Here is a 22,675-nt window from a genome sequence, read left to right on the forward strand (position 1 = left end):
CGTAGGCGATGAAGTTGCTCCAGGCGGTGGGGGTGAGGAGGAGGACGGGGCCGGTGGGGGTTTTGCTGTCGCGTACGGGGATGACGCCGGGGTAGCTGTCGGCGACCTCGACGCAGTTGCCGCCGTCGGAGTTGCTGTAGCTGGACTTACGCCACTGCGCGGTGCTCAGGTCCGGGCTAGGCATGGGCATGGGTGCCGGCGTAGGCGATGAAGTTGCTCCAGGCGGTGGGGGTGAGGAGGAGGACGGGGCCGGTGGGGGTTTTGCTGTCGCGTACGGGGATGACGCCGGGGTAGTCGTCGGCGACCTCGACGCACTGGCCGCCGTCGCCGTTGCTGTAGCTGGACTTACGCCACTGGGCCGTGCTCAGGTCGGGTCGGGGGCGCATGGGTTTTTCTCCTCCAGCAGTCGCTCGATGAACGCCACGGACTTCCGGGGCGACAGGGCCAAGTCCCTCAGTAGATCGTAGGACAGGCGCAGTTTCTCGACGTCTGACGGATCCTCGATCAACTCTCCTGAGTGGGCGTCTTCCGTGTAGGCGACGGCCTTGCCGTCCGGGAGCCAGAGGACGGTGACCGACGTGCCCAACAGGCCGTGTGGCCCCGCATCGAAAGGCAACACCTGAAGCGTGACGTTTGGCAACTGGCCGGCCTCCAGAAGGTGTTCCAGTTGCCGCGTCCACTCCTGGGGTTCTCGCGTTTTGCGCCGCAGTACGGACTCGTCCAGGACCGCGCGGAAGTGCGGTGCGTTCTCGCGCCGTAGGAGCTCTTGTCGTCCCAACCGCGCCGCGATCTCTTCGGACAGGTCGTGCTCGTCGCGCGGACGTGTTGCCTCGAACACCTCGCGGGCGTAGCCCTCCGTCTGGAGGAGACCGTGAATGGCGCCCACGGAGTACGCGTACTGCACCGTCGCTTTCGCCTCCAACTGCATGAACCGCTTGTACTTGTCCGCGAACGCGTCCTGCCGTGCCAACTGCCACAGCATCATCAGTTGCTCACCCGTCCCGTACACCGCGCTCAACGCGGCGATGACCTCCGGGGACCCCACCCGCACACCCGTTTCGAGCTTGTGCAGATACGCACGGTCATAAGTCGTCTCCTCGCCCAGCGTGGCCAACGACTTGCCCGACTCCTCGCGCAGCCGCGCCAGTTCCTTCGCGAGCAGGAGCCGTGCCGACGGCCTCTGACCTGCGTTCGACTTCCGTTCCCCCATGACAACTCCCCTGTGTCCGACGGCAACCCGGCTACGCCCAAGCCCTTTTGGACACGGCCGCATCTGCCGATTCTTGATGCACGGAACGTAATTGCGCAATGACGGAAGGTGCGTCCTACTCATGTTCGAACCAGACGCTCGAACCGCGTCCCGCGTCGCCGCCGATGTGGCCGAACTCGACGCCGTCGTGCATGGCGGCGGCTTCTGGCGGCTCGTGCCCGAGTCCGTCCCCCGTGTGTACGCACCTGTGACACCTGAGCTGCTTCGGCGCGTTGAGCACGGACTGAAGCGGGTCGCGGAGTGACCGGCAGCGAGGCGCGACGGTTTCTGTCCCGGTTGATGAGTGCGTTCGGTACGGATGGGGTGTTGGTGGTGCGGAAACTGGACGGCTACGGCGAGGGCGACGGCGACACGGAACAGCTTCTCGGACCGGGTGCGGCGCTCGCGTGGCCCAAGTGCGAGTGCGGCAGCCCGAAATGCCCGGACTACGTACCGCCCGCACCGCCCCCGACGGACCTGAGCGTACGACTGGCGGAGCGCAACCAGCACAGTCGGCGGGGGCGGCCGTAAGCGCGTCGCGACCCGCCGCTTGCCCCGGTGACAAGGCGCAGTCGGTGTGCGAAGGTCGAAATCCTTCTCGTATCGGGGGTTTTGGATGGCGATCACCTTTGGATTACCGGTGGTGCTCTTATGGCTGATATTGGGGCTGCTGCCCGTTCGGAACCCCTCCGCGCGGCGGCTGTGGATCGGCATCTACATGGGCATTTCGATGCTTGTTCTGCTGATCGCGTACCTCTACAGCGCGGATAACCAGACGAGCGGTTGGGCCGATTCGGCCGACGATCAGTACTTCATGCTTCTGTACGCCGCCGTGTTGGTGGGACCGGGGATGCTCGCGGCGCTGGTACGTCTCCTGGTGTCCCAGCCCGACCCGCCAGCGCCGCCTCCGTACGCGCCGCAATACCCGCCGCCGTACCCGCCGCCGTATCCGCACCCGCCGCGGAACTACCCGCGGTTGCAATACCGTGGCCCGGAGGGCGGCCCGACTCCGCCGCCGGTGGATCCACCGCCGCCACCGCCTCCGCCGACCTCACCTCCCACGATCTGAGGATCGGGCGCCGCGCGGTCAGAGGACCAGAGGACCAGAGGACGCACATGAGCAACGACGTCACCGGATTCAAGGACATCTCCCCGACCACGCTCGCCGACTCCCTGGGCCGCGAGCAGGTCATGGACATCGGTATTCGCCCGCTCTGGCCCTCGATGCCGCGCATCGCCGGTCCGGCTTTCACGGTGCGGTGTCCGGCCGGTGACAACCTCATGCTGCACGCGGCGATCTACCGCGCGGAGCCGGGCTCGGTGATCGTCGTACAGGCGGGCGACGTGGATTACGCGCTGGCCGGTGGGAACGTCTGCGCCGTCGCGCAACGGCGCGGCATCGCGGGGTTCGTGCTCGACGGGGTGATCCGCGATCTGGCCGAGGTGCGCGAGTCGGGCTTTCCGGTCTTCGCGCGGGGTGTCATCCCCGTCCCGGGGACCAAGGCGGCGGTCGAGCCGCTGAACCGGGAGGTGCGATGCGGCGGGGTGGCGGTGAACGCCGGGGACATCGTGGTGGCCGACGAGGAGGGCATCGTGGTGACTCCGCGCGCCCGCCGGGACGAGGTGCTTTCCGCGTCGCGGGCGAAGCTGGCCAAGGAGGCGGCCGAATCGCTGGACGAGTGGGAGGCGGCGCACCGCGCCCGCATCGACAAGATCCTCGCCGACGGCGGCGGCGACTTCGAGTCCAAGTAAACGGCTGCAGGTGCTCGGTACCGACCTGCCGACCGGTGAGATGCCGCCCGAATGGGCTGACACGTTCAGGGCCGTACCGCGCGCGTGGTTTCTTCCCGGCCTCGTCTGGGCGCACGACATGGCCACCGGCCGCAGCGTCCCCGTGTCCCGTACCGACGAACCCGACGCGTGGGAGCGGGCCGCGTACGCGAACGTGCCACTGGTGACCCAGTGGGACGACGGCCGGCACACCGGCACCGAGCCGGGCGCCGTGCCGACCAGTTCCGCGAGTATGCCGTCGGTCGTGGCCGCCATGCTCCGGGACCTGGAGGTGAGCGACGGCATGCGCGTGCTTGAGATCGGTACCGGTACCGGCTGGAACGCCGCGCTCCTTGCCCACCGGCTGGGTGGCTCCGACGTGGTCAGCGTCGAGATCGACCCGGCGGTCGTCGCGCAGGCCCGCGCGGCGCTGACGCCGGTACGGCCGAGCCCCCAGGTGATCCACGGCGACGGCCGGGACGGGTGGGCGGACGCGGCACCGTACGACCGCGTGATCGCCACGGCAGGCGTACGCGCCCTCCCGTCCCGCTGGCTGGAGCAGACGCGGCCCGGCGGGATCATCCTTGCCCCGTGGGGCACCCACTACAGCGACCAGGACGCTCTCGTCCGGCTGACCGTGGGGGACGACGGGCGTGCGGTCGGGCCGTTCCTGCGCATGGTCGAGTTCATGAAGCTGCGGGACCAGCGGCTGGACTGGGACCGATTCCGGACGTACGTACCGGAGTACCCCGACTTCCCCGGCGACGCGGACGTGTCCCGAACACCGCTCGCGCTGGCCGACCTGGGACGCCGGTACGACTCCGTACGGTTCGTGATCGGGCTTCGGGTGCCTGATTGCGCCCACGTTGTCAACCAGACTGGCGAGGAGGCCGGCAAGGCGTGGTTCTTCGACCTGGGGAGTCGGTCGTGGGCCACTGTCGAGTTCCGCGACCGGGTCGGTGACGCCGCCACGGTCCACCAGTCCGGGCCACGTCGCCTGTGGGACGAGGTGGAGGCCGCCGTGACGTGGTGGGTCGACCGAGGCAGACCCGGCGTTGACCGGTTCGGGCTCACGGTCGGCCCGGACGGAAGCGCGCGCCCGTGGTACGAGGCCCCGTCTGACACGGCCTAGGGGCGCGGCCCGTACGACGGGCAGGGCGAGTTGACGAAGGCGCTCCTGCCCGCGATGGGGCAGGAGCGCCGGGCCACGCAGGACCGGTCAGCTGTGGGAGACCGTGAGGCCGTAGAAGCCGACCTTCGCGCCCTTCGTGGTGCTGTCGGACGACGACTGGTTGTACGAGCCCGCCTTGAAGTACTGCTTGTACTTGAAGAAGGACGACGGGATGTCGTAGTGCGTCGTGGAGCCGTTGACCGTGATGTCGAGCGTGTCGCCGCCCGAGACCGCGATCGTGTACGTCCAGGTCTTGCCCACCGGTACGTTGCCGACCGGGTGCAGCGTCTGGCCGCCGTCGGGCGAGTTCTCCGTACCGACGATGATGTCGCCGTTCGAGCGGTAGTACAGCTCGACCAGGGGCTTGGTGGACGAGCCGCCGCTGCCGAGGTGGATCTGTCCGACGGCGACGTTCTTCGTGACCGACACGACGCGCAGGGTCGCACTGAGCTTGTGGCTGCCGCTCAGTGACCAGTCCGCGGCGCCGCCGCCGCGCTTCATCTCGCGGAGTTCGGAGCGGGCGTACTTCGAGTTGGGCGTGGTGACGCCCTTCTCCGGTGCCCAGAACGTCATCGCGCCGTCGCGGGTGTCCGTGTAGAAGTACTTGTCCTGGAACCCGTTCTTTCCCTGGAGCCGGTCGGACGAGATCGTGGTCGGCGAGCCGGGAGAGCCCACGGGCTCCTGGAGTTGCCACACGGCGAGGTCGAAGTTGCCGCCGGGGGCGACATTCGGATCCGCGAAGACGCCGTTGGTGGATGTGGTGGATTTGGTGCTCTCCTGGACGGAGGGCGCGGCCGGTGCGGCCGGCGCCGCGAGGGCCAGGGCGGCGGTCGCGGCGGTGGCGGTGGCCAGGGAGGTGAGAAGCGGACGCATGCGCATGGGGGGTGCCTTCCCGCAGTCACTCGGTCAGCCTGCAAGTTCAGCATGCTGAACGATGTGTTCAGATATGAACATTGGCTGACGCTAAGGGGCTGGCGTGAGCGCGTCAATGCTGGGTCGAAGCTCATTGCCAAACAATGAGACGCGCCCTCCGTGGTCCACCGGAGGGCGCGTCTCGTGGTGTCTCAGTTGCGATCAAGCTGTGCGGGATGACCGCCAGGCCGGGAGCGCCGCGAGCAGCTTGCCGTAGACCTCCGCGTCCGGGAGGTCCTTCGGGGTCGGTCCCGCGTGGAAGAACGCCACGTTCGGAGCTTTCTCGTCCGCGCCCAGCTTGCGCGCGAAGTCGAACCCCTTCGCCTCGTGCTCGCCGAACGCCACGATCTGCCAGAACAGCGGCAGCTTCGCGGCGTCCGCGAACGACTTCTCCGCGACCTGCTTGGCCTCCGGCGCGCCGTCCGTCTGGAAGATCACCAGTGCCGGGCCGGGGTTGCCCGCCTTCTCATGGAGGGCGACGACCTCTTCCACCGCGCGGTGGTAGTTCGTCCGGCCCATGCGGCCGAGCCCGGCGTGCAGTTCATCCACCTGGTTCTCGTACGAGGAGAGGGACAGCTCCCCCGTACCGTCGATCTCCGTCGAGAAGAAGACGACCTGCACGGTCGCCTTCTCGTCCAACTGCGCCGAGAGCGCGAGCGCCTGCTCGCCGAGGCGCTGGGCGCTGCCGTCCTTGAAGTACGGGCGCATGGAACCCGAACGGTCGAGCACGAGGTAGACGGTCGCGCGCTCCCCGGCCAGGCCGAGGTCCTTGAGCGCGACGCCGGCCGCCTTGTACGCGTCGACGAGGCCGGGCGCGCGGGACTTGACCCGGGCGAGGGAGAGCGCGGGCTTGCCGGCCGCCTCCGGCTCGGGGGCAACCACTGCCACCGGCTCGGGTACGACGACGGGCTCGGCGGCGGGGGTCGGCTCCGGTACGACGACGGGCTCGACCTCGGCCACCGGTTCCGGTACGACGACAGGCTCGGGCTCGGGGGTCGGCTCGGGTACGACGACGGGCTCCGGCTCCGATACGACCTCCGCCACCGGCTCCGGTACGACGACGGGCTCCGGCTCCGATACGACCTCCGCCACCGGCTCAGGCTCCGGCTCGGGTGTGACGACCGGCTCAGGCTCCGCCGCCTTCACCGGCTCCGGCGCGGACTGCTCCTGTGCCTGTGCCTGCGCCGGGACCGTCGCCGTCTTCGGCTCCTCCCGCTTCGTCTGTGCCGGGACGCTCGGCTCCGGCGTCGACGTACGCGGATTGTCGAACGCCGCGGCGACCAGGTCGTCGGCCTTCTCCGCCTCCGACCTCTCGGACCTCTCCGGCCTCTCCGGCCGGTCCGTCTTCGTCGTGGACTTCTCCGCCGTCACTCTCGCAGCGGCGGGTGACGGCTCCTTGGCCGGTGCGGGCACCGTGGCCGCGGCCGTCGTCGTGGTCGTGGTCGTCGTGGTGACTGGCGTCGTGGGCTCTGGCTGATGCGTGCGCTCGGTCTGGGCCGGTACCGTCGTGGCCGCCGACTCGTCACGCTCCGCACGCTCGCGACCAAACACCTTGCGCAGCAAGCTCCGAATGCCCATGGGCGAGGCCTTTCAGATGAGTTGGGTGCGGCATATATCCGCACTTGGAACAGGGGATCCGGGGGCATACCCCGACCGGAACTCAACATCCCTGGCCACGGCGGATACGTAAGGTTAGCGGCCACCCGGCGCCCGCTCCGGCAGGGGCGCCCCGGGACCTGGAATGTGGTGACCGGGTGGCCCCCTCCGGAGCCCGGTCGACTCACATTCATGCCACGTTCACCTTGAGGCCGCTGAACCGCGTGCCTACGCGCATAGCGTCGCCGCCGTACATATCCCGACACATTGTCGGCGCAGGGCGCGCCGAGCATGGCCCATCGGAGGGGAAAGTGCGCAAACTGCTGCCGCTGCTGAACTCGCACCCGGGCGGACGTTCCGCCATGACCTGCCGTTACCGCTGTGGTGACGCGTGTTTCCACGAGACGCCCAACACCAGTGACAACGAGTACGTCGGCGACGTCATAGCCGGTGCCCTGTCCCGCCGTTCGATCATGCGCGGCGCCGCCGTGGTGACCGTCGCCGCCGCCGCGGGTACGGCCATCGTGGCCGGCACCGGCAACACCCCCGCCTCCGCCACTCCCCTCGTCGGAGGCGACAACGGCCACGGCAACGGCAACGGCGGCAAGAAGACCGACGGCGCGCGCGGACTGCGCTTCGCGCCCGTCGCGCCCAACACCGCCGACAAGGTGACCGTCCCCGACGGCTACACGCAGAACATCGTCGTCCGCTGGGGCGACCCGATCCTGCGCGGCGCCCCCGAGTTCAACCCGAACAAGCAGACCGCCAAGGCGCAGGCCGGCCAGTTCGGCTACAACAACGACTTCCTGAGCCTGCTGCCGCTCAAGCGCGAGCGCGGCAAGCAGCTCCTCGTGGCCAACCACGAGTACACCGACGAAATCCTGATGTTCAAGGGTTACGACGCCAACAAGCCCACCCGCGAGCAGGTCGAGATCGCCTGGGCCGCGCACGGTCTGTCGGTCGTCGTGGTGGACGAGCAGCCGCGCAGCGGAAAGCTCACCGTCGTACCGCGTCACGAGCTGAACCGCCGTATCACCGTCACGACCGAGTTCCGGCTCACCGGACCGGCCGCGGGCTCCGAGCTGCTGCGCACCTCGGTCGACCGTACGGGCAAGAAGGTCTACGGCACGCTCAACAACTGCGCCGGCGGCACCACCCCGTGGGGCACGATCCTGTCGGGCGAGGAGAACTTCAACCAGTACTTCGCCAACGGATCGAGCGCCACCGACAAGCGCTACGGCATCGGCACCGCCGCCACCGAGCGCAAGTGGGAGCAGTTCGACAAGCGCTTCGACCTGAAGCAGGAGCCCAACGAGGCGCACCGCTTCGGCTGGGTCGTCGAGCTGGACCCGTACGACCCCGATTTCACGCCGCGCAAGCGCACCGCGCTCGGCCGCTTCAAGCACGAGGCCGCGCAGCCGCGCCTCACCGCCGACGGCCGGGCCGTCGTCTACATGGGCGACGACGAGAAGTTCGACTACTTCTACAAGTTCGTGTCGTCCAAGGCGATGAAGAAGGGCGACAGCCGCGCCGCCCACCAGCACAACCTCACGCTGCTGGACGAGGGCACGCTGTACGTCGCGAAGCTGACCGGCGACAGCCCGGTCGAGGACGTCGACGGCAGCGGCAAGCTGCCCAAGGACGGCGAGTTCGACGGCTCCGGCGTGTGGATCCCGCTGGCCACCGGCGATGTCTCGCACGTGCCCGGCATGACCGCCGACGAGGTGTACGTGTTCACGCGCCTCGCCGGTGACAAGGTCGGCGCCACGAAGATGGACCGCCCCGAGGACGTCGAGCCCTCGCCGCGCACCGGTCGCGTGTACGTCGCGCTGACGAACAACACCGACCGCGGCGCGGCGGGCAAGGCCCCGGCGGACGAGGCCAACCCGCGCAAGGCCAACAAGCACGGCCAGATCCTGGAGCTGGCCGAGAACTGGGACGACCCGGCGGGCGACGGTTTCGCCTGGCGGCTGTTCCTGGTCGCGGGCGACCCGAAGGACCCGGCGACCTACTTCGCGGGCTTCCCGAAGGACAAGGTCAGCCAGATCTCCTGCCCGGACAACGTGGCGTTCGACTCGCACGGCAACCTGTGGATCTCCACGGACGGCGCCCAACTCGGCTCGCACGACGGCCTGTTCGGTGTGGCGACGCAGGGGGAGCGGCGTGGTGAGCTGAAGCAGTTCCTCACCGTCCCGAACGGCGCGGAGACCTGCGGCCCGATCGTTCAGGACCGGCGCGTCCTGGTCGCCGTGCAGCACCCGGGCGAGATCGACGGCGCGACGGTCGACAACCCGCTCAGCGCGTGGCCCGACGGGCGCGGCAAGATGGTCCGCCCGGCGGTCGTGGCGGTCTGGCGCAAGGACGGCGGCGACATCGGCGTCTGAGAAGACGACTGACAGCAGTGTGCTCAATCAATCGCCGGACGGGCTGCTCCAGCCCGTCCGGCGATTGTCATCTGCCCGGCGGTGAGTGCCACGGCAGCCGCGCGCTCAACGTGAACGTGCCGTCCACCGAGCCGTGCCGCAGCGTGCCGCCGTCGAGTTCGACCCGCTCGTGCAGTCCGGTGAGGCCCGCGCCCGCGCCGGGGATCGCCGACGCGGTCACGCCGACCGGCAGCGGATTGCTGACCTCGACCGTCACTTCGGTACGGGGGGAGCCCGCGTACACCCTGACCGTCACGTGCGAACCGGGCGCGTGCTTACGGGCGTTGGTCAGGCCCTCCTGCACCACGCGGTAGGCCGTGCGTTGGAGCTGCGGCCGGGGCGGCTCGGAGTCGACCTCCGCCCCGTAGTCCACCGTCTGGCCCGCCGCCCGCGCCTCGTCCACGAGACCCTTCAGGTCGTCCATCTTCGGCTGCGGCGGGGCGGTTTCGCCGCTGTCCGTGTCGGTGCGGAGCACGTACAGAACGTCGCGCAGCTCGTTCAGCGCCTGGTGCGCGTTGTCGCGGATGACCTGCGCGCTCTCGGCGATCTCCGCGCCGCTCAGCTGCACGCCGGACCCGGCTTCCGCCCGCCGTGTGCGGTACGCGAGCGCCCCGGCGTGCACGGAGAGCAGCGAGATGCGGTGCGCGAGGACGTCGTGCATCTCGCGTGCGATGGCGGTGCGTTCGGCGCGCCGGGACTCGGCGAGGCGGCGCGCGTGCTCCGTACGCTCCCGGTCGGCGTCCTCGCGCAGCTTCAGCACGAGCAGCCGGCGGGCTCGGAGCGCGCTGCCCCAGGCGAAGAAGACCAGGTAGTAGGCGAGGACGAAGACCGCGGCCGCCCAGCCGCCCTCGTACGGGACCGAGTAGATCAGTACGTACGGCGAGACGGCCGCGATCATCGCGCACAGCACCGGCAGCGAGCGCTGCCACGGGACGCGCAGCGCGAGGTTGAGGATGATCACCACGCCGGCGCCGGAGCCGGTGTTGGTCAGGGCGCCGACGGGCACCATGATCAGCCCCAGGAGGAGCGGGAAACGGCGCCGCCACCAGAGGGCGAGGCAGGCGACCGCGCCGAGCGGCGCGTCCAACGCGACGATCCAGTCCGGGAGATAGTCGTACGTGGAGAGCCGGGTGGCCATCAGCGCCCACACGGCCACGGCCCACGCGAAGGCGAGGGCGTCGACGGTCCAGTCACGGGCGGTGCGGCGGACGGGGCCGCGGAAGGCCAGTGCGCCGGGCAGTATCGACCTCGGTACGGAGTCGTGTTTGTCGCCGGCGCTGGTGTCGTCGTCTTCGCCGTCTGGATGGCCGGGGTCGGTCATGGTCCGAGCCTAAGCGGGCGCCGTCGGACGACGAAACGCCCCGCACGGGCGTCCGGAGACCGTACCGGCCACCGGACGGACCCGGCGGATCAAGAGGTGGTCGGCTTGCGGAAGCTCTCGATCAGGCTGCTGAAGCTGTCGTCGGCGTGCCCGGCCGTGATGCCCCGCTCGAAGATCGCCAGCACCGCTTCGGGCAGCGAGGCGTCGACCCCGGCGTCCTTGGACGTCTGCACGACGTGGTCGACGCTCGCGACGCCCATGGCGAGCCGGTCGACATCGCCCGGGTGCTCGCCCGCGTCGATGCGCGGGGCGTAGAAGCCGAAGAAGTCCGGCATCGTACGGGCTGTCTCGGAGACGTACGGCAGCAACTCCTCGGCCTTGATCCCGTGCGCCTCGGCGACCGCGAGGGAGTGCAGGAAAGCCAGCGAGGTCGTCCAGAAGACACCCATCTGGAGCTGGTAGTACAGCGCGGCCAGCCCCGGGTCCTCGCCCCGGTAGTCGGTCGATGTGAGGACTTCCAGGACCTCCCGGCTGTCCTCGAACACACTCTTCGGACCGCTGTAGAAGGTGACGGAATCCTGGCTTCCGATGCCGGTGGGCGGCACCGACACACCGCCCGTGAGGTACCGCGCGCCGTGGCCGGCCGCCCAAGTGGCCGCCGCGCGCGCCTTGTCGGGGGTGTCGGAGCTGAGGTTGACCAGGGTCCGTCCCGGCAGCGCGTCGGTGGCGGACCCGAGGACGGCGTACATCGCGTCGAGGTCGGTCAGGCTCAGGACGACGAACTCGCCGGCGGACAGCGCCTCGGCGGGGGTGGCGGCCAGGGTGGCGCCCCTGGCCACCAGGTCGTCGGCCCTGCTCCTGGTCCGGTTCCACACGGTCACGGGGTGGCCGCCGGCGAGGAACGTGCCGGCCATCGCACGCCCCATCGGACCCAGCCCGACGACGGTGATCGACTGCTTCCGCATCACAACTCCTTCTGTCCAGATCTCTAAAGCGATCGTTCTATTCAGCGATGAGGCTAGCACCTCACTAGAACGAGCGCTCTATTTAGTGGGAGTCGGAAACGCGTTGCCTTCTCCTGGCCGCCCCGCCTATCGTTGGCGGCGTCCTTGTTGTCTCCGATAGAGGTGGACGTTGCGCATCTGAGGTTCGCGATCATCACGCGGTACGGCCCCAGGCTCCGGCCTGCGCCTGTACGCCCGCGTGGATGCGACCTCGATGCATATGCCGTCCCGGGCCCTCCCACCTCTCGGACAGCCGCATCCTGTTAATCCCGGCTCAGGCCCGGTCGCCGCGTGGTCTTCGCATACGACGCCCCCATCCCACCGCGCCAGCGAGGACCACCACCATGTCCACCGCCCTGCCCCCCAGCGCTTCCCTGACCTGCTCCGCGCTCTCCTTCCAGTGGCCGGACGGCACCCCCGTGTTCGACGGGCTCTCCCTCGGCGTCGGCCGGGGCCGCAACGGTCTCGTCGGTGCCAACGGCACCGGCAAGAGCACACTTCTGCGGCTGCTGGCGGGCGAACTGCGGCCCTCGGCCGGTTCGGTCACCGTCGGCGGCAGCCTCGCCTACCTGCCGCAGAACATCACCCTCGACACCGCCCTCCGCGTCGACCAGGCACTCGGCATCGCCGGACGACGGGCGGCGGTGCGCGCCATCGAGAGCGGAGACGTGAGCGAGGAACACTTCGAGACGGTCGGCGAGGACTGGGACGTCGAGGAACGCGCCGTCGCCACACTCGGCTCCCTCGGGCTCGGCGCGATCGACCTGGACCGCACCGTCGGCGAGATCTCCGGCGGTGAGACGATCCTGCTGCGCCTGGCCGCGCTGCTCCTGGAGCGTCCCGACGTCCTCCTGCTGGACGAGCCGACGAACAACCTCGACCTGGCGGCCCGCGCCAGACTCTACGAAGCCGTCGACTCCTGGCGCTCCGGCGTGCTCGTCGTGGTGAGCCACGACCGTGAGCTGCTGGAGCGCGTCGACCGGATCGCGGAGCTGCGCGCCGGCTCGGTGAGCTGGTACGGGGGCGGCTTCTCCGCGTACGAGGAGGCGCTGGCCACCGAGCAGGAGGCGGCCGGCCGCATGCTGCGCACCGCCGAGGCGGACGTACGGCGCCAGAAGCGGGAGCTGGAGGAGACGCAGATCAAGAACGCCCGCCGGCAGCGCCAGGACAAGAAACTCAACGACCGGCGCAAGGCCTCCCGGATCGTCGCGGGCGGACTGAAACGTGCCGCGCAGGAGTCGGCGGGCAAGTCGCGGGTCCTGCAGGAGGAGCGGCTGAGCGACGCGCGCGAGCGGCGCGAGGAGGCGGCGGACGCGATCCGCGACGACGCCGAGATCCGGGTGAGCCTGCCCCGTACCGCCGTACCCGCGGGCCGTACGGTCCTGACCTTGCACGAGGTACGGCCCCGCTACGGGCGGCTGCGGGAAGGAACCCTCGACGTACGCGGCCCCGAACGGATCGCCCTCGTCGGACGCAACGGCTCCGGCAAGACGACCCTGCTGCGCACGCTCACCGGGGAACTCGCGCCGCTGTCGGGGGAGGCGAAGACCTTCGTGCCGTCGCGGTTCCTGCCGCAGCGGCTCGACGTGCTCGACCCGGAGCTGAGCGTCGCGGCGAATGTCGCGCACCTGGCACCCGGCACCACCGACAATCACATCCGCTCGCAGCTCGCGCGCTTCCTCTTCAAGGGCGCGCGGGCGGAGCAGCTCGCCGGCACGCTGTCGGGCGGCGAACGTTTCCGCGCGGCGCTGGCCGCGATGATGCTCGCCGCGCCTGCCCCGCAACTGCTGATGCTGGACGAGCCGACGAACAGCCTCGACATCGCGAGCGTGCGGCAGTTGACGGGCGCGCTGGAGTCGTACGAGGGCGCGCTGCTGATCGCGAGCCACGATCTGCCGTTCCTCGAATCGGTGGGGATCACGCGCTGGCTGGTGGTCGGGGAGGAGCTGCGGGAGACATCGGCGGACGAGGTGCGGGACGCGCTTTCGGATGCGGCGACCGATCCCTCGGCGCACGAGGAGGACACGCTCTAAGCTCGGCGGCATGGCTGCTGCTGAAGCTCACGCCGGGACCGGGGACCAGGGGACCGTACGCGCCGACGTCTGGATCTGGTCGGTGCGGCTGACCAAGACCCGCTCCCAGGCGGCGTCCGCGTGCCGCGCGGGCCACGTCCGCGTCAACGGGGAGCGGGTGAAGCCCGCGTACGCGATCAAGCCGGGCGACGAGATCCGGCTCCGGCACGCGGAGCGCGAGCGGGTCGTCGTACTGACCCGGGTCGTACGGAAACGAGTCGGCGCCCCGGTGGCGGTCCAGTGCTACGTGGACAACAGCCCGCCGCCCCCGCCCCGCGAGTTCGCGGGCCCGGTGGCCGTCCGGGAACGTGGCGCGGGCCGCCCGACGAAGCGCGAACGACGGGTGCTGGACGAACTCCAGGGCCACTGACCCGGACACTGATTCCAGAGGTGGTTCCAGGGCGCCGAAGCTTAACCGCACACAGTCACCTCATGTGCACGGAAAGTAAAAGTCGTTGTCGTGGGGAAGGTCATCTTCATGAACCACGACTGTGACCAGCACATGAGGCTTCGACTCCCCCGTCATCCCCGCAGCGTCGGCCGTGCCAGGAAGGCCCTGCGCGGGCTCATGAGCCCGCCGGGGGGCCTGCCGGGGGAGCTGGGCGACACGGCCGCGTTGCTGCTGTCGGAGTTGGTCACCAACGCGCTGCGGCACGGGTCGCCACCGGGGCGGGAGATCGTGGTCACCGTACGGAGGGCCGACGGGCTGCTGCGGATGGAGGTCGAGGACGCGGGGGACTCGCTGCCCCGGCCGCGTACGCCCGACCCCATCGACGAGTGCGGGCGCGGGCTGGCGCTGGTCGCCGCGCTCGCGGACGACTGGGGCGTGGCGCCGAGGCAGGGGCCGGGGAAGCGGGTCTGGGTGACGCTGAAGGCGCCGGACTACTGAGCCACTTGGCTTCTTCGTCGCCCGGTCACCGGCGGGGTGACGTGATCGCCTGCGCCGACCGGAGCTCCTGCCGCAGCGGTGCGAGCACCCCTTTCTCGTCGTCGGCCGCCGACCACCCCTTGCGTACGTCCACCAGGACGACACTGGAGCGCACCCGCGCCGCCAGTTCCCGCAACTGCTTCTCCACGTCCGCGATCTCGGCCGCGTCGGGCGGCGGCGCCCCGTGGTTGACGCGTACCCGCGCCGCCGTCGTCGCGTCGATGATCCGCTCCAGCGCGACGACCAGCGGCCACCAGGCGGCGGCGCGCGTGCCGGTGGGCGGTGGCTCGGTGAGCGCGCGCTGGAACTCGGTTCGTACGACGGACAGATCGCGGTAGATCACGCGCCGCCGCCGCACGCGCTCGGCCTGGTTCGCGGCCGGGGTCCCTGCCGCCGCCTCCTCCGTCTCCGTGTCCGTCTCCGTGTCCGTCTCCGTGTCCGTCCCCGACGCCGTTTCCGTACGGCCGGTGGTCGGGCCGAACGCGTACGCCAGGTAGTCCGCCGTGTCCTCGACGGCGTCCGCCAGCCGGTCGCCGATCCGGGTGTGCCAGCTCTCCGGCCAGAGCAGATAGCCCGCGATCAGCGCGATGGCGCAGCCGATGAGACTGTCCACGAGACGTGGCACCACCAGCGCGAACCCCTCGTGGTTGAGCACGTCGGAGAGCAGCAGGATCACGGGCGTGATGGCCGCCGTCTGGAAGCCGTAACTCTTCGCGGAGAGCGCCGGGATGAACGCGGCGAGCACCAGCATCACCGGCACGTCCCACCAGCCGCGCGGTACGTGCGACAGCACGGCCGCGGCGACGACGAGACCCGCCGCCGTACCGAGCGCGCGCAGGACGGCGCGCGAGAAGACCGAGCCGAAGTCCGGTTTGAGGACGAAGGTGACGGTGAGGGCGACCCAGTACGAGCGCGGTACGTCGATCAGCGACACCAGCGACTGCGCGAGACCGATGCAGAGCGCGAGGCGCAGCCCGTAGCGCCAGGACGTCTCGCTGAACAGCACGTCGCGCCCGGCGCGCCGGATCCGGACGCCGAGCGCGGCGGGGCGGCCGAGGCGGTCGTCGACGTTGTACGGGTCGGGGTCGGCCTTGTGCACGACGGACGCGGCGTGCCGCAGCGCGGCGTCGACGGCGCGTTCGGAGGGGGTTTCGGGCGCCGGCAGGTCGAGGTCGGCGCCGCCGAGCCTGCTCGCGTCGATCGCCTGCGCCAACTCCCTTACGGCGGCGGGGATATCGTCCGGCAGCGGGCGGCGCCGCAGATGCGCGGCGGGGGCGGCCTCGACCAGCGGGATGAGCACGTTGAGCTGCGAGAGCAGCCGTACGAGGGGGCTGCGCCTGCCGTGGTCGCGGGCGCGGCGGGCGAGGACGAGGTCGTACGCCTGGTTCAGCGCCTCGGTGACGGCCTGCCGCTTCGTGTCGTAGTCCCCGTCCGTGTCTTGGCGGCCCGCTGCCTCCAGCAGGTCGGCGCAGGCGCGGTAGGCGTCGGCGACGGCGGTCCGTTCGGCGATCCGGCCGCGGAAGGGCCAGCCGAGCAGGGACAGCACGAGCACGAAGAGGCCGCCGCAGGCGAGCAGCAGCGGGGCCACCCACCAGGGGTGGGGCATCGGGAGGCCGGCGCCGACGACGGCGTTGAGGAGCAGGAGCAGCCCGGAGACGGAGGCCACGGCCCCGATCGAGGAGATCATCCCGGAGACGAGCGCGACGAGGGTCAGCGCGACGACGGCGAGCCAGCCCCGGTCGAAGACGAGGGTGCCGAGGGTGACGCCGAGCGCGCCGAGGAGCTGGGGGATCGCGATGTTCAGTATCCGCAGCCGGTAGGCGTCGGCGGTGTCGCTGATCACGCCGGACAGGGCGCCCATGGCGGCGAGGGCGCCGTAGGTGGGCCGGTCGTAGGCGAGCCCCACGGCGAGCGGGGTGGCCAGCGCGACGGCGGCGCGGACGACGGCGGCCCAGGGGATGGGGGCGGCCTTCGGGCGCAGGCCGCTGAGCAGCCACTCGGGGGGCGCGAGCCGGGCCGTCGGACGGGCGGGGCGGGGAGGGATCACGGTGGCCACAGTGACGTATGGGGGGTGGGGCTGTCAGCCCTGGGGCTTCAGGGCCTGTCCGAGTTGCCGGGGGGCGTCGGCGGGTGTGCCCTGGAAGAGGGGCGAGCGGGAGGAGTTCTCTGCGATGGCCACACAGGCACCGACGTCCAGGCCCACAACCGGACCGCGGCACGCGCGCCCGTCGCGCTTCTCGCGTCTCCCAGGCCTCCCCGGGGGTACGGGGCTCCCGGTCCCCCTCCGTACCATCGCGGTGCCGGTCACGCTGGGCATCCTCTACGGCGTCTGGGCGCCGTTCATCCAGCGCCACGGCGGCCCGCTCAACGCCCTGCAGATCGCCCTCGGCCTGATCTCCGGTCTGGCGCTGGCCGGGCTCGTCTTCGTACTGATGTGGCTTCCCAAGACGATCGAGCCCGAACTGCGGGCCGCGGCCTTCGGCGTGGTGGCGGGCATGTCCGTGGGGTTCCTGCACAGCCTCACGTACGCGAGCGTGCTGCGGTCGTCCGGCATCGGGCTGGCGGTGGGCGGGGCGATGGCGATCGCGACGTTCTACTACTTCCACACGCGGGAGGCCTGAGTGGCGGGGGCGGGAGTGGAGCCCGCCGAGGAGCCGGCGACGGAGCGGGTGGCCGAGCGGGCGACGGAGTGGGTGGCCGAGCCGTACGGATTCCTGATCCCGGTGGCGGTCCACTTCGATGAGCTGGACTCCTTCGGGATGCTCTACAACAGCCGCTTCGGGGTGCTGGTGGAACGCGCCTGGATCGAGTACTGGCAGCAGCGGGAGCTGGCCTTCGCGAAGGACTGGACCCCTCTCCCGGACTCCTTCAACGTCGTCAAGGAATTCAGGATCACCTTCGAGGCGCCGATCGACCATCCCGGCGAGTACGGCGTCCGCATCTGGATCGAACGAGTCGGGCGTACGTCGCTCACGTACGGCTTCCGCGTCTGCTCGCAGGACGGCGGGCCGATGACGTACGCGCACGGCGTGCGCACGCTGATCCGCGTGGACCCGGAGACGAGGCGTCCCACGGAGTGGAGCGAGGAGGCACGGAAACTGACCGCCGAACTGCTCCGCCCGGCCCCGGCGGCCTGACGGCGGACTGACGGCGGACTGACGGCGGTCGGACGGGGGTCTGACGGCGGTCGGACAGCGGTCGGTCCAGGCGGTCGGTGAAGGCCGGCAGACGGACCGTCAGGGATGTCGCGGCGTGGCTGTCCCGGTCCGGGACAGCGCCTCGTCCGGGGTGAGCGTCGTGCCCCGGGCGAAGGTTTCCGCGAACGCGCCCGCGCCCAGGGCGGTTCGGGCCGAGTCCGTGATGCGGTCGACGTCGGCTCTTTCCGCCGGTGGGAGCGGGGCGCCCGTCCGTTGTCTGGCCTCCGCCGCCGCGCCCAGCAGCAGGGCCGCCGAATCGGGCCGGCCCGCGAGGGAGCGCGCGCCGGCCAGGCCCTCCAGCGCGAGCGCGACCGCGCGGGGGTCGCCGGTCGCGCGGGCCGCGGTGAGGCCGTCGAGGTGGGTGGTCAGGGCCGTCGTGGCGTCGCCGCGTTGCTCGGCGACGAAGCCGAGTTCGGCGAGGACGAGAGCGTTGCCGGCCTCGGTGGAGACCTCCGCGTACCAGTCGCGGATACGGACGAGACGCGCGTGGGCCTCGTCGAGGTCGCCCGTGCGGCGGGCGCCGAGGGCGAGGCCGATCTCCGCGTGGATCTCGCCGAACCGGTACCCCTGCTCGGCGGCCACCCGCCGGGCCCGCTCGTGCAACTCGCGGGCCCGGTCAGGTTCGCGTGTGAGCAGGGCGAGACGGCCGAGGCCGGAGAGCCGGGTGGAGACCTCCGTGTCGAGCCCCAACTCCTCGGCGATCCGCAGCCCTTCGTGGTGGACGCGGGCCGCCTCCGTGTAGTCGCCGTTGATCGCGGCGAGGTTGGAGAGTGGAATCACCGACCGCAACTCGCCCCAACGGTCGCCGAGTTCACGGAAGATCCGCGCGCTGCGTACGCCGTCGTCGCGCACCACGGCCAACTCGCCCCGGATGGTGGCGTGCATGGCCCGCCGACCCAGGGACGCGGCGATGCCCCACCGGTCGCCCAGGGTCTCGAAGCCGTGCAGGGCAAGGGCGTTGAGTTCCTCGGCCGCGGCGACAGCCCCGGCGTTGAACAGGCCGTACGCCCCGAGCCACTGCGCCGACGCGCGTCGGCGGGGCGAGTCGACGGCCGCGTGGTCGCGCGCCATCGCGTCCGTGGTGTCGGGAGAGACGGGCGCGCCGCCGAGCAGGGCGAAGGCGGCGTGGAGAGCACGGGCCTCGGCGTGGAGGGAGGGGGACGGCGGTGCGGCGGGCCCGGTGGCGTCGAGTGCCGACGCGAGGGCGCGGCGGGCCTCTTGGAGGCGGCCCGCGAGGAGCCAGTACCAGGAGAGCGCCGTGACGAGGCGGAGCGCCTCCGTCCTCCCTGTCGCCGTCGCCGTCGCCGTCGCCGTCGCCGTCGCCGTCGTCCCTGTCGCTGTGGTCAGCGCTGTGCGCAGGTTCGCCGTCTCCGCCCGCAGACGCAGCATCCGCACGCGCTGTTCCGGGCCGCGCAGGCGCGGCTCGGTCTCCTCCGCCAGCCGCAGGTAGTACCGGAGGTGTCGGTCGCGTACGGCGGTGAAGTCGCCCATCGCGTGGAGCCGTTCGGTGGCGTACGCGGCGACGGACTCCAGCAGGCGGTAGCGCGGGCCGGCGGGCCCGGCCACCCGTACCACCAGGGAACGGTCCACCAGGCGCGCCAGCAGGTCCAGCACCTCCTCGCGCGCCACACCGCCGCCCGCGCACACCGCCTCGGCCGCTTCGAGGGTGCAGCCGTCGGAGTGCGCGGCGAGGCGGCGGAGGACGATGCGTTCGGGGGCCGTCAGCAGCTCCCAGCTCCAGTCGATCACGGCCCGCAGGGTCTGCTGGCGCGCGGGCGCGCCGCGCCGGCCCGCCGTGAGGACGCGGAAGCGGTCGTCCAGCCGGGCGGCCAACTCGTGGACGCCGAGTGCGCGTACGCGGGTGGCGGCCAGTTCCAGCGCGAGCGGGATGCCGTCGAGGCGGCGGCAGATGGCGGCGACGACCTCTTCGGTCGCGGATACGTCCACCGCGAAGCCCGGGTCGGCGGCGGTGGCGCGGTCCGTGAACAGCCTTACGGCGGCTGCCTGTTGAAGCGGCTCGACCGGGAGAAGCGTCTCGCCGGACACACCCAGCGGTTCCTGGCTGGTCGCGAGCACGCGCAGGCCGGGCGCCGCGCGCAGGAGCTGTTCGGCGAGGTGGGCGACCGGCTCGACGATGTGCTCGCAGTTGTCGAGTATCAGGAGCGTTCGGCGGTCCCGCAGCGCGGCTGAGAGGCGGTCCTCGGCGGGCGCGGTCGCCGCCGCGTCGTCACGCAGACCGAGAGCCGACGCGACCGCCCCCGCGAGGTCGCCGGCGTGGCGGACCGATCCCAGTTCCACCAGCCGTACGCCGTCCCGGAAGTCGCTCGCGCAGGTGTCGGCGAGACGGCCGGCCGCCGCCAGCGCGAGGCGGGTCTTTCCGACGCCGCCCGCGCCGGTGAGGGTCACGAGCCGGGCGGTGGAGAGCAGCCGGCCGACCTCGTGCACGGCGTCGTCGCGGCCGACGAGGGAGGTGAGGGGGACGGGGAGCACGGACGCCGTCGGCGACTCGGGGGGCCCGGGGGCCCCGGGGAGTGCGGCGGGCTCGGCGGGTTCGGCGGACGTGCTCGCGTTCAGCGACGGGTCCTGGCGCAGGATCGCCGCGTGCAGCGCGCTCACCTCCGGGCCGGGATCGGCACCCAGCTCCTCCACCAGCAACGCCCGTAGCTCCGCGTACGACGCCAACGCCTCGCCCTGCCGCCCCGCCCGGTAGAGCGCCCGCATCTGTAGGAGGCGCAGCCCTTCGCGCAGCGGGTGGCGGGCGACCAGGGCGGTCAACTCCCCGGCCACCTGGGCGTGTTCGCCCAGGTCGAGCCGGGTCCGTGCCAGGTCCTCCAGGGCCGCGAGCCGCTGGTCCTCCAGCCGCCGTACGGCCGTGACCACGAAGGGCTCGTCCCGGAAGTCCGCGTACGCCGCCCCGCGCCACAGCCCCACCGCCTCCGTAAGGAGGTCGGCGCGCGCGTGCGCGGTGGCGGCGGACCGGGCCCGTACCAGCAACTCCCGGAAGCGGTCGGCGTCCACCTCGGCGCCGGTCAGGTCCAGCGCGTAGCCGGCGGGCCCGCGCACGACCCGGTCGCGGCCGATCGCGCGACGCAGTTGGGAGACCTTGCCCTGGAGGGCGTTCGCGGGCTTGCCCGGCGGCTCGGCGCCCCAGAGGTCGTCGACGAGCCGGTCGGGCGAGACGGGCCGGCCCTCGTGTGTGAGGAGGACGGCGAGCAGGGCGCGGACCTTGGCCTCGGGCACCCGTACGGCGGACCGCGCACCGTCTCCAGCGTCATCTCCGCTCCACACGGTCAGTGGACCGAGCACTCCGAACCGCATGTCTGAACCGTACCTACCGGCATCCGGACGCGGCTCCCGCAGCCGACCGTCAGCGGATCATCAGCGCCCCCGCGCAGCCTGGCTCCCGGAAACACCGGCGCCAATCACCGGCGCTGGCCACCGGTACCGCATACAGGGAGCGCGACATGAGTACGTACGAAGGTCTGAAGGCAGTCGTCATCGGTGGATCGATGGGCATGGGTCTCGCCATGGCCAAACGCCTGGTGGAGGGCGGTGCCGAGGTACTTGTCACCGGGCGCAACCCGGTGAATCTCAAGGAGGCGCGGAACGAGCTGGGCCCGTCGGCGCACGTCATCAGCTCGGACATCGCCGACCTCACCGCCGTCGCGGCGCTCGGCGATCTGATCGCCGAGAAGCTGGGCCGGGTCGACCACCTCTTCGTCAACGCGGGCATCGCGCGGCTCGCGGCGATCGAGACGGTCACGGAGGAGGACTACGACGCGCTGTTCGCCGTCAACACGAAGGGCGCGTTCTTCACCGTGCAGCGGCTGATCCCGCTGCTCAACGAGGGCGGTTCGATCGTCTTCACCACCTCCGTCGCCGACAGCACGGGCACTCCGGGCATGGGCGTCTACTCCGGTACCAAGGCGGCCCTGTGGTCGTTCGCACAGACGCTGGCGGCCGAACTGGTGCCGAGAGGAATCCGGGTCAACGCCGTGGCCCCCGGCTACATCGACACCGCGGGCTCGGGGATCCAGGGGCTGTCGGCCGAGGTCATCGAGGCGTTCCGGAGGAGCGGCGACGAGAAGACGCCCATGAAGCGGCACGGCACCTCCGACGAGGTGGCGAAGGCGGCGCTGTTCCTCGCGACGGACGCGACCTTCACGACCGGGCTGAAGCTGTCGGTCGACGGGGGTCTCGGCAAGCAGATCGCCACGCCGGAGAGCTGATACCGACAGGCGCCGTCTGACCTGCTGTTTCTCCATCCAGCGCGCCCGCCAGATCTGATCTGGCGGGCGCGCGGTCCTGTCTCGCGCCTGATGAGTGACGGTGACCGAGGGAGGGGGAGGCGACTCAGATGCGGCAGCGCGGCGAGGGGGAGCGGGACAGCGCGTCGGCGCCGCTGCGCGTCGCGGTCATCATCGGCAGTACCCGCGAGGGCCGCCTCGGTGACGCGATCGGGCGGTGGTTCGTCGAGCGGGCGGCCAAGCGGGACGACCTGGCGGTGTCGGTCGTCGACCTGGCCGACTTCGACTTCCCCGCGCGCTACCCCGACCGGGTCACGGAGCCGATGGCGGACTTCACGGCCGAGGTCGGCCACGCGGAGGCGTTCGTGGTGGTGACACCGGAGTACAACCGCTCGTTCCCCGCCTCCCTCAAGCAGGCCGTCGACTTCGCATACGACGAGTGGCAGACCAAGCCGGTCGCGTTCGTCAGCTACGGCCACGGGTCGGGCGGGCTGTACGCGGTGGAGGCGCTGCGCTCGGTCTTCACGGAGCTGCACACGGTCACCCTTCGCAACGGGGTGTCGATCAACCTCTTCGACTGCGGCGACGACGGGCTCGACGCCGACGCGGCGACGGAGGAGAACCGGGACCGCGAGGCGAGCGTGCTGCTCGACCAGCTGGAGTGGTGGGGCCTGGCCCTCCGCGAGGCGCGGGCGGCGCGACCGTACATCTGCTGAGCGGCCCGGCTGATGAGTTTCCGGCGCCCACGGAGTCACAAGGAAAAACCCCGCCGCACGAATGATCCA

At 71.2% G+C, this 22,675-nt stretch carries 22 protein-coding genes; 13 read left to right on the forward strand and 9 right to left on the reverse strand.

Annotation, left to right across the window (positions count from 1 at the left end; genetic code table 11):
- The 3 genes from ACFT9I_RS30820 to ACFT9I_RS30830 all read right to left on the reverse strand — a co-directional run.
- A partial coding sequence (locus tag ACFT9I_RS30820) for a DUF397 domain-containing protein (RefSeq protein ID WP_382569722.1) occupies positions 1–184 on the reverse strand: 184 nt, incomplete at its 3' end.
- Positions 177–386 carry a DUF397 domain-containing protein gene (locus tag ACFT9I_RS30825; RefSeq protein ID WP_382569654.1) on the reverse strand — a complete coding sequence of 70 codons (210 nt, stop codon included), beginning with the start codon at positions 384–386 and terminating at the stop codon, positions 177–179. The genes ACFT9I_RS30820 and ACFT9I_RS30825, both read right to left, overlap by 8 nt.
- Complete coding sequence (locus tag ACFT9I_RS30830; protein ID WP_382569656.1) at positions 365–1,210, reverse strand: helix-turn-helix domain-containing protein; 846 nt, start codon at positions 1,208–1,210, stop codon at positions 365–367. Before ACFT9I_RS30830 ends, ACFT9I_RS30825 begins: the two co-directional genes overlap by 22 nt.
- Positions 1,211–1,331: 121 nt before the next feature.
- Here ACFT9I_RS30830 and ACFT9I_RS30835 point away from each other — a divergent pair, with 121 nt between their 5' ends.
- The 5 genes from ACFT9I_RS30835 to ACFT9I_RS30855 all read left to right on the forward strand — a co-directional run bounded on the left by ACFT9I_RS30835 (position 1,332) and on the right by ACFT9I_RS30855 (position 4,151).
- Entirely contained in the window at positions 1,332–1,514 is a 183-nt protein-coding gene (locus ACFT9I_RS30835) for a hypothetical protein (RefSeq protein ID WP_382569658.1), read from the forward strand.
- A gap of 35 nt (positions 1,515–1,549) precedes the next feature.
- Complete coding sequence (locus ACFT9I_RS30840; RefSeq protein WP_382569660.1) at positions 1,550–1,780, forward strand: hypothetical protein; 231 nt, start codon at positions 1,550–1,552, stop codon at positions 1,778–1,780.
- 85 nt (positions 1,781–1,865) lie between these two features.
- Positions 1,866–2,318 (forward strand): hypothetical protein, encoded by a 453-nt coding sequence (locus ACFT9I_RS30845; protein ID WP_382569662.1) that lies wholly within the window; start codon positions 1,866–1,868, stop codon positions 2,316–2,318.
- Between the two features lie 47 nt (positions 2,319–2,365).
- The gene (locus ACFT9I_RS30850; protein WP_382569664.1) at positions 2,366–3,001 is read left to right on the forward strand and encodes an RraA family protein; all 636 of its coding nucleotides are present in this window, start codon (positions 2,366–2,368) and stop codon (positions 2,999–3,001) included.
- Positions 3,002–3,011: 10 nt separating this feature from the next.
- A complete protein-coding gene (locus ACFT9I_RS30855) occupies positions 3,012–4,151 on the forward strand; it encodes a methyltransferase domain-containing protein (RefSeq protein ID WP_382569666.1) in 1,140 nt (379 codons plus the stop codon).
- Between the two features lie 87 nt (positions 4,152–4,238).
- On the opposite strand, the gene ACFT9I_RS30860 is transcribed toward ACFT9I_RS30855, so the two are convergent.
- On the reverse strand, positions 4,239–5,069 hold the full coding sequence (locus ACFT9I_RS30860) for a polysaccharide lyase family 7 protein (protein ID WP_382569668.1): 831 nt from the start codon (positions 5,067–5,069) through the stop codon (positions 4,239–4,241).
- Positions 5,070–5,264: 195 nt separating this feature from the next.
- Positions 5,265–6,680, reverse strand: a complete 1,416-nt coding sequence (locus ACFT9I_RS30865; protein WP_382569670.1) for a VWA domain-containing protein — start codon at positions 6,678–6,680, stop codon at positions 5,265–5,267.
- A gap of 329 nt (positions 6,681–7,009) precedes the next feature.
- Here ACFT9I_RS30865 and ACFT9I_RS30870 point away from each other — a divergent pair, with 329 nt between their 5' ends.
- Positions 7,010–9,082 (forward strand): PhoX family protein, encoded by a 2,073-nt coding sequence (locus tag ACFT9I_RS30870; protein WP_382569672.1) that lies wholly within the window; start codon positions 7,010–7,012, stop codon positions 9,080–9,082.
- A gap of 67 nt (positions 9,083–9,149) precedes the next feature.
- On the opposite strand, the gene ACFT9I_RS30875 is transcribed toward ACFT9I_RS30870, so the two are convergent.
- Together ACFT9I_RS30875 and ACFT9I_RS30880 are read right to left on the reverse strand one after the other, a co-directional pair.
- Entirely contained in the window at positions 9,150–10,442 is a 1,293-nt protein-coding gene (locus ACFT9I_RS30875; protein WP_382569673.1) for a sensor histidine kinase, read from the reverse strand.
- An 89-nt stretch (positions 10,443–10,531) separates the two neighbouring features.
- Complete coding sequence (locus ACFT9I_RS30880; protein ID WP_382569675.1) at positions 10,532–11,407, reverse strand: NAD(P)-dependent oxidoreductase; 876 nt, start codon at positions 11,405–11,407, stop codon at positions 10,532–10,534.
- A 383-nt stretch (positions 11,408–11,790) separates the two neighbouring features.
- On the opposite strand from ACFT9I_RS30880, the gene ACFT9I_RS30885 reads away from it, so the two are divergent.
- The 3 genes from ACFT9I_RS30885 to ACFT9I_RS30895 all read left to right on the forward strand — a co-directional run bounded on the left by ACFT9I_RS30885 (position 11,791) and on the right by ACFT9I_RS30895 (position 14,407).
- Positions 11,791–13,479, forward strand: a complete 1,689-nt coding sequence (locus ACFT9I_RS30885; protein ID WP_382569677.1) for an ABC-F family ATP-binding cassette domain-containing protein — start codon at positions 11,791–11,793, stop codon at positions 13,477–13,479.
- A gap of 10 nt (positions 13,480–13,489) precedes the next feature.
- Entirely contained in the window at positions 13,490–13,888 is a 399-nt protein-coding gene (locus ACFT9I_RS30890; RefSeq protein WP_359771252.1) for an RNA-binding S4 domain-containing protein, read from the forward strand.
- A gap of 132 nt (positions 13,889–14,020) precedes the next feature.
- Positions 14,021–14,407, forward strand: coding sequence for an ATP-binding protein (locus tag ACFT9I_RS30895; protein ID WP_382569679.1), 387 nt, complete (start codon positions 14,021–14,023; stop codon positions 14,405–14,407).
- A gap of 25 nt (positions 14,408–14,432) precedes the next feature.
- Here the strand turns inward: ACFT9I_RS30895 and ACFT9I_RS30900 are convergent, their stop codons facing one another.
- On the reverse strand, positions 14,433–16,493 hold the full coding sequence (locus ACFT9I_RS30900) for an FUSC family protein (protein WP_382569680.1): 2,061 nt from the start codon (positions 16,491–16,493) through the stop codon (positions 14,433–14,435).
- A gap of 250 nt (positions 16,494–16,743) precedes the next feature.
- Here ACFT9I_RS30900 and ACFT9I_RS30905 point away from each other — a divergent pair, with 250 nt between their 5' ends.
- Both ACFT9I_RS30905 and ACFT9I_RS30910 read left to right on the forward strand, forming a co-directional pair.
- Positions 16,744–17,067 carry a hypothetical protein gene (locus tag ACFT9I_RS30905; protein WP_382569682.1) on the forward strand — a complete coding sequence of 108 codons (324 nt, stop codon included), beginning with the start codon at positions 16,744–16,746 and terminating at the stop codon, positions 17,065–17,067.
- Complete coding sequence (locus tag ACFT9I_RS30910; RefSeq protein WP_382569684.1) at positions 17,068–17,583, forward strand: acyl-CoA thioesterase; 516 nt, start codon at positions 17,068–17,070, stop codon at positions 17,581–17,583. It begins immediately after the preceding gene.
- A 99-nt stretch (positions 17,584–17,682) separates the two neighbouring features.
- On the opposite strand, the gene ACFT9I_RS30915 is transcribed toward ACFT9I_RS30910, so the two are convergent.
- Entirely contained in the window at positions 17,683–20,961 is a 3,279-nt protein-coding gene (locus ACFT9I_RS30915) for a BTAD domain-containing putative transcriptional regulator (protein ID WP_382569686.1), read from the reverse strand.
- Between the two features lie 146 nt (positions 20,962–21,107).
- On the opposite strand from ACFT9I_RS30915, the gene ACFT9I_RS30920 reads away from it, so the two are divergent.
- Positions 21,108–21,872, forward strand: coding sequence for an SDR family oxidoreductase (locus ACFT9I_RS30920; protein ID WP_382569688.1), 765 nt, complete (start codon positions 21,108–21,110; stop codon positions 21,870–21,872).
- 128 nt (positions 21,873–22,000) lie between these two features.
- On the forward strand, positions 22,001–22,606 hold the full coding sequence (locus ACFT9I_RS30925) for an NADPH-dependent FMN reductase (RefSeq protein ID WP_382569689.1): 606 nt from the start codon (positions 22,001–22,003) through the stop codon (positions 22,604–22,606).
- Positions 22,607–22,675: the final 69 nt, after the last annotated feature.

Origin of the sequence: Streptomyces sp. NPDC057137, from assembly GCF_042670825.1 — a bacterium.
GTDB lineage: Bacteria > Actinomycetota > Actinomycetes > Streptomycetales > Streptomycetaceae > Streptomyces.

What these genes read in the sequence shown, in the direction of transcription:
- ACFT9I_RS30850 (WP_382569664.1), top strand. Translation starts at nt 2,366, where the DNA reads ATGAGCAACGACGTCACCGGATTCAAGGACATCTCCCCGACCACGCTC.
- ACFT9I_RS30860 (WP_382569668.1), bottom strand. Translation starts at nt 5,069, where the DNA reads ATGCGCATGCGTCCGCTTCTCACCTCCCTGGCCACCGCCACCGCCGCG.
- ACFT9I_RS30840 (WP_382569660.1), top strand. Translation starts at nt 1,550, where the DNA reads ATGAGTGCGTTCGGTACGGATGGGGTGTTGGTGGTGCGGAAACTGGAC.
- ACFT9I_RS30835 (WP_382569658.1), top strand. Translation starts at nt 1,332, where the DNA reads ATGTTCGAACCAGACGCTCGAACCGCGTCCCGCGTCGCCGCCGATGTG.
- ACFT9I_RS30920 (WP_382569688.1), top strand. Translation starts at nt 21,108, where the DNA reads ATGAGTACGTACGAAGGTCTGAAGGCAGTCGTCATCGGTGGATCGATG.
- ACFT9I_RS30915 (WP_382569686.1), bottom strand. Translation starts at nt 20,961, where the DNA reads ATGCGGTTCGGAGTGCTCGGTCCACTGACCGTGTGGAGCGGAGATGAC.
- ACFT9I_RS30845 (WP_382569662.1), top strand. Translation starts at nt 1,866, where the DNA reads ATGGCGATCACCTTTGGATTACCGGTGGTGCTCTTATGGCTGATATTG.
- ACFT9I_RS30880 (WP_382569675.1), bottom strand. Translation starts at nt 11,407, where the DNA reads ATGCGGAAGCAGTCGATCACCGTCGTCGGGCTGGGTCCGATGGGGCGT.
- ACFT9I_RS30885 (WP_382569677.1), top strand. Translation starts at nt 11,791, where the DNA reads ATGTCCACCGCCCTGCCCCCCAGCGCTTCCCTGACCTGCTCCGCGCTC.
- ACFT9I_RS30865 (WP_382569670.1), bottom strand. Translation starts at nt 6,680, where the DNA reads ATGGGCATTCGGAGCTTGCTGCGCAAGGTGTTTGGTCGCGAGCGTGCG.
- ACFT9I_RS30830 (WP_382569656.1), bottom strand. Translation starts at nt 1,210, where the DNA reads ATGGGGGAACGGAAGTCGAACGCAGGTCAGAGGCCGTCGGCACGGCTC.
- ACFT9I_RS30875 (WP_382569673.1), bottom strand. Translation starts at nt 10,442, where the DNA reads ATGACCGACCCCGGCCATCCAGACGGCGAAGACGACGACACCAGCGCC.
- ACFT9I_RS30895 (WP_382569679.1), top strand. Translation starts at nt 14,021, where the DNA reads ATGAGGCTTCGACTCCCCCGTCATCCCCGCAGCGTCGGCCGTGCCAGG.
- ACFT9I_RS30825 (WP_382569654.1), bottom strand. Translation starts at nt 386, where the DNA reads ATGCGCCCCCGACCCGACCTGAGCACGGCCCAGTGGCGTAAGTCCAGC.
- ACFT9I_RS30925 (WP_382569689.1), top strand. Translation starts at nt 22,001, where the DNA reads ATGCGGCAGCGCGGCGAGGGGGAGCGGGACAGCGCGTCGGCGCCGCTG.
- ACFT9I_RS30890 (WP_359771252.1), top strand. Translation starts at nt 13,490, where the DNA reads ATGGCTGCTGCTGAAGCTCACGCCGGGACCGGGGACCAGGGGACCGTA.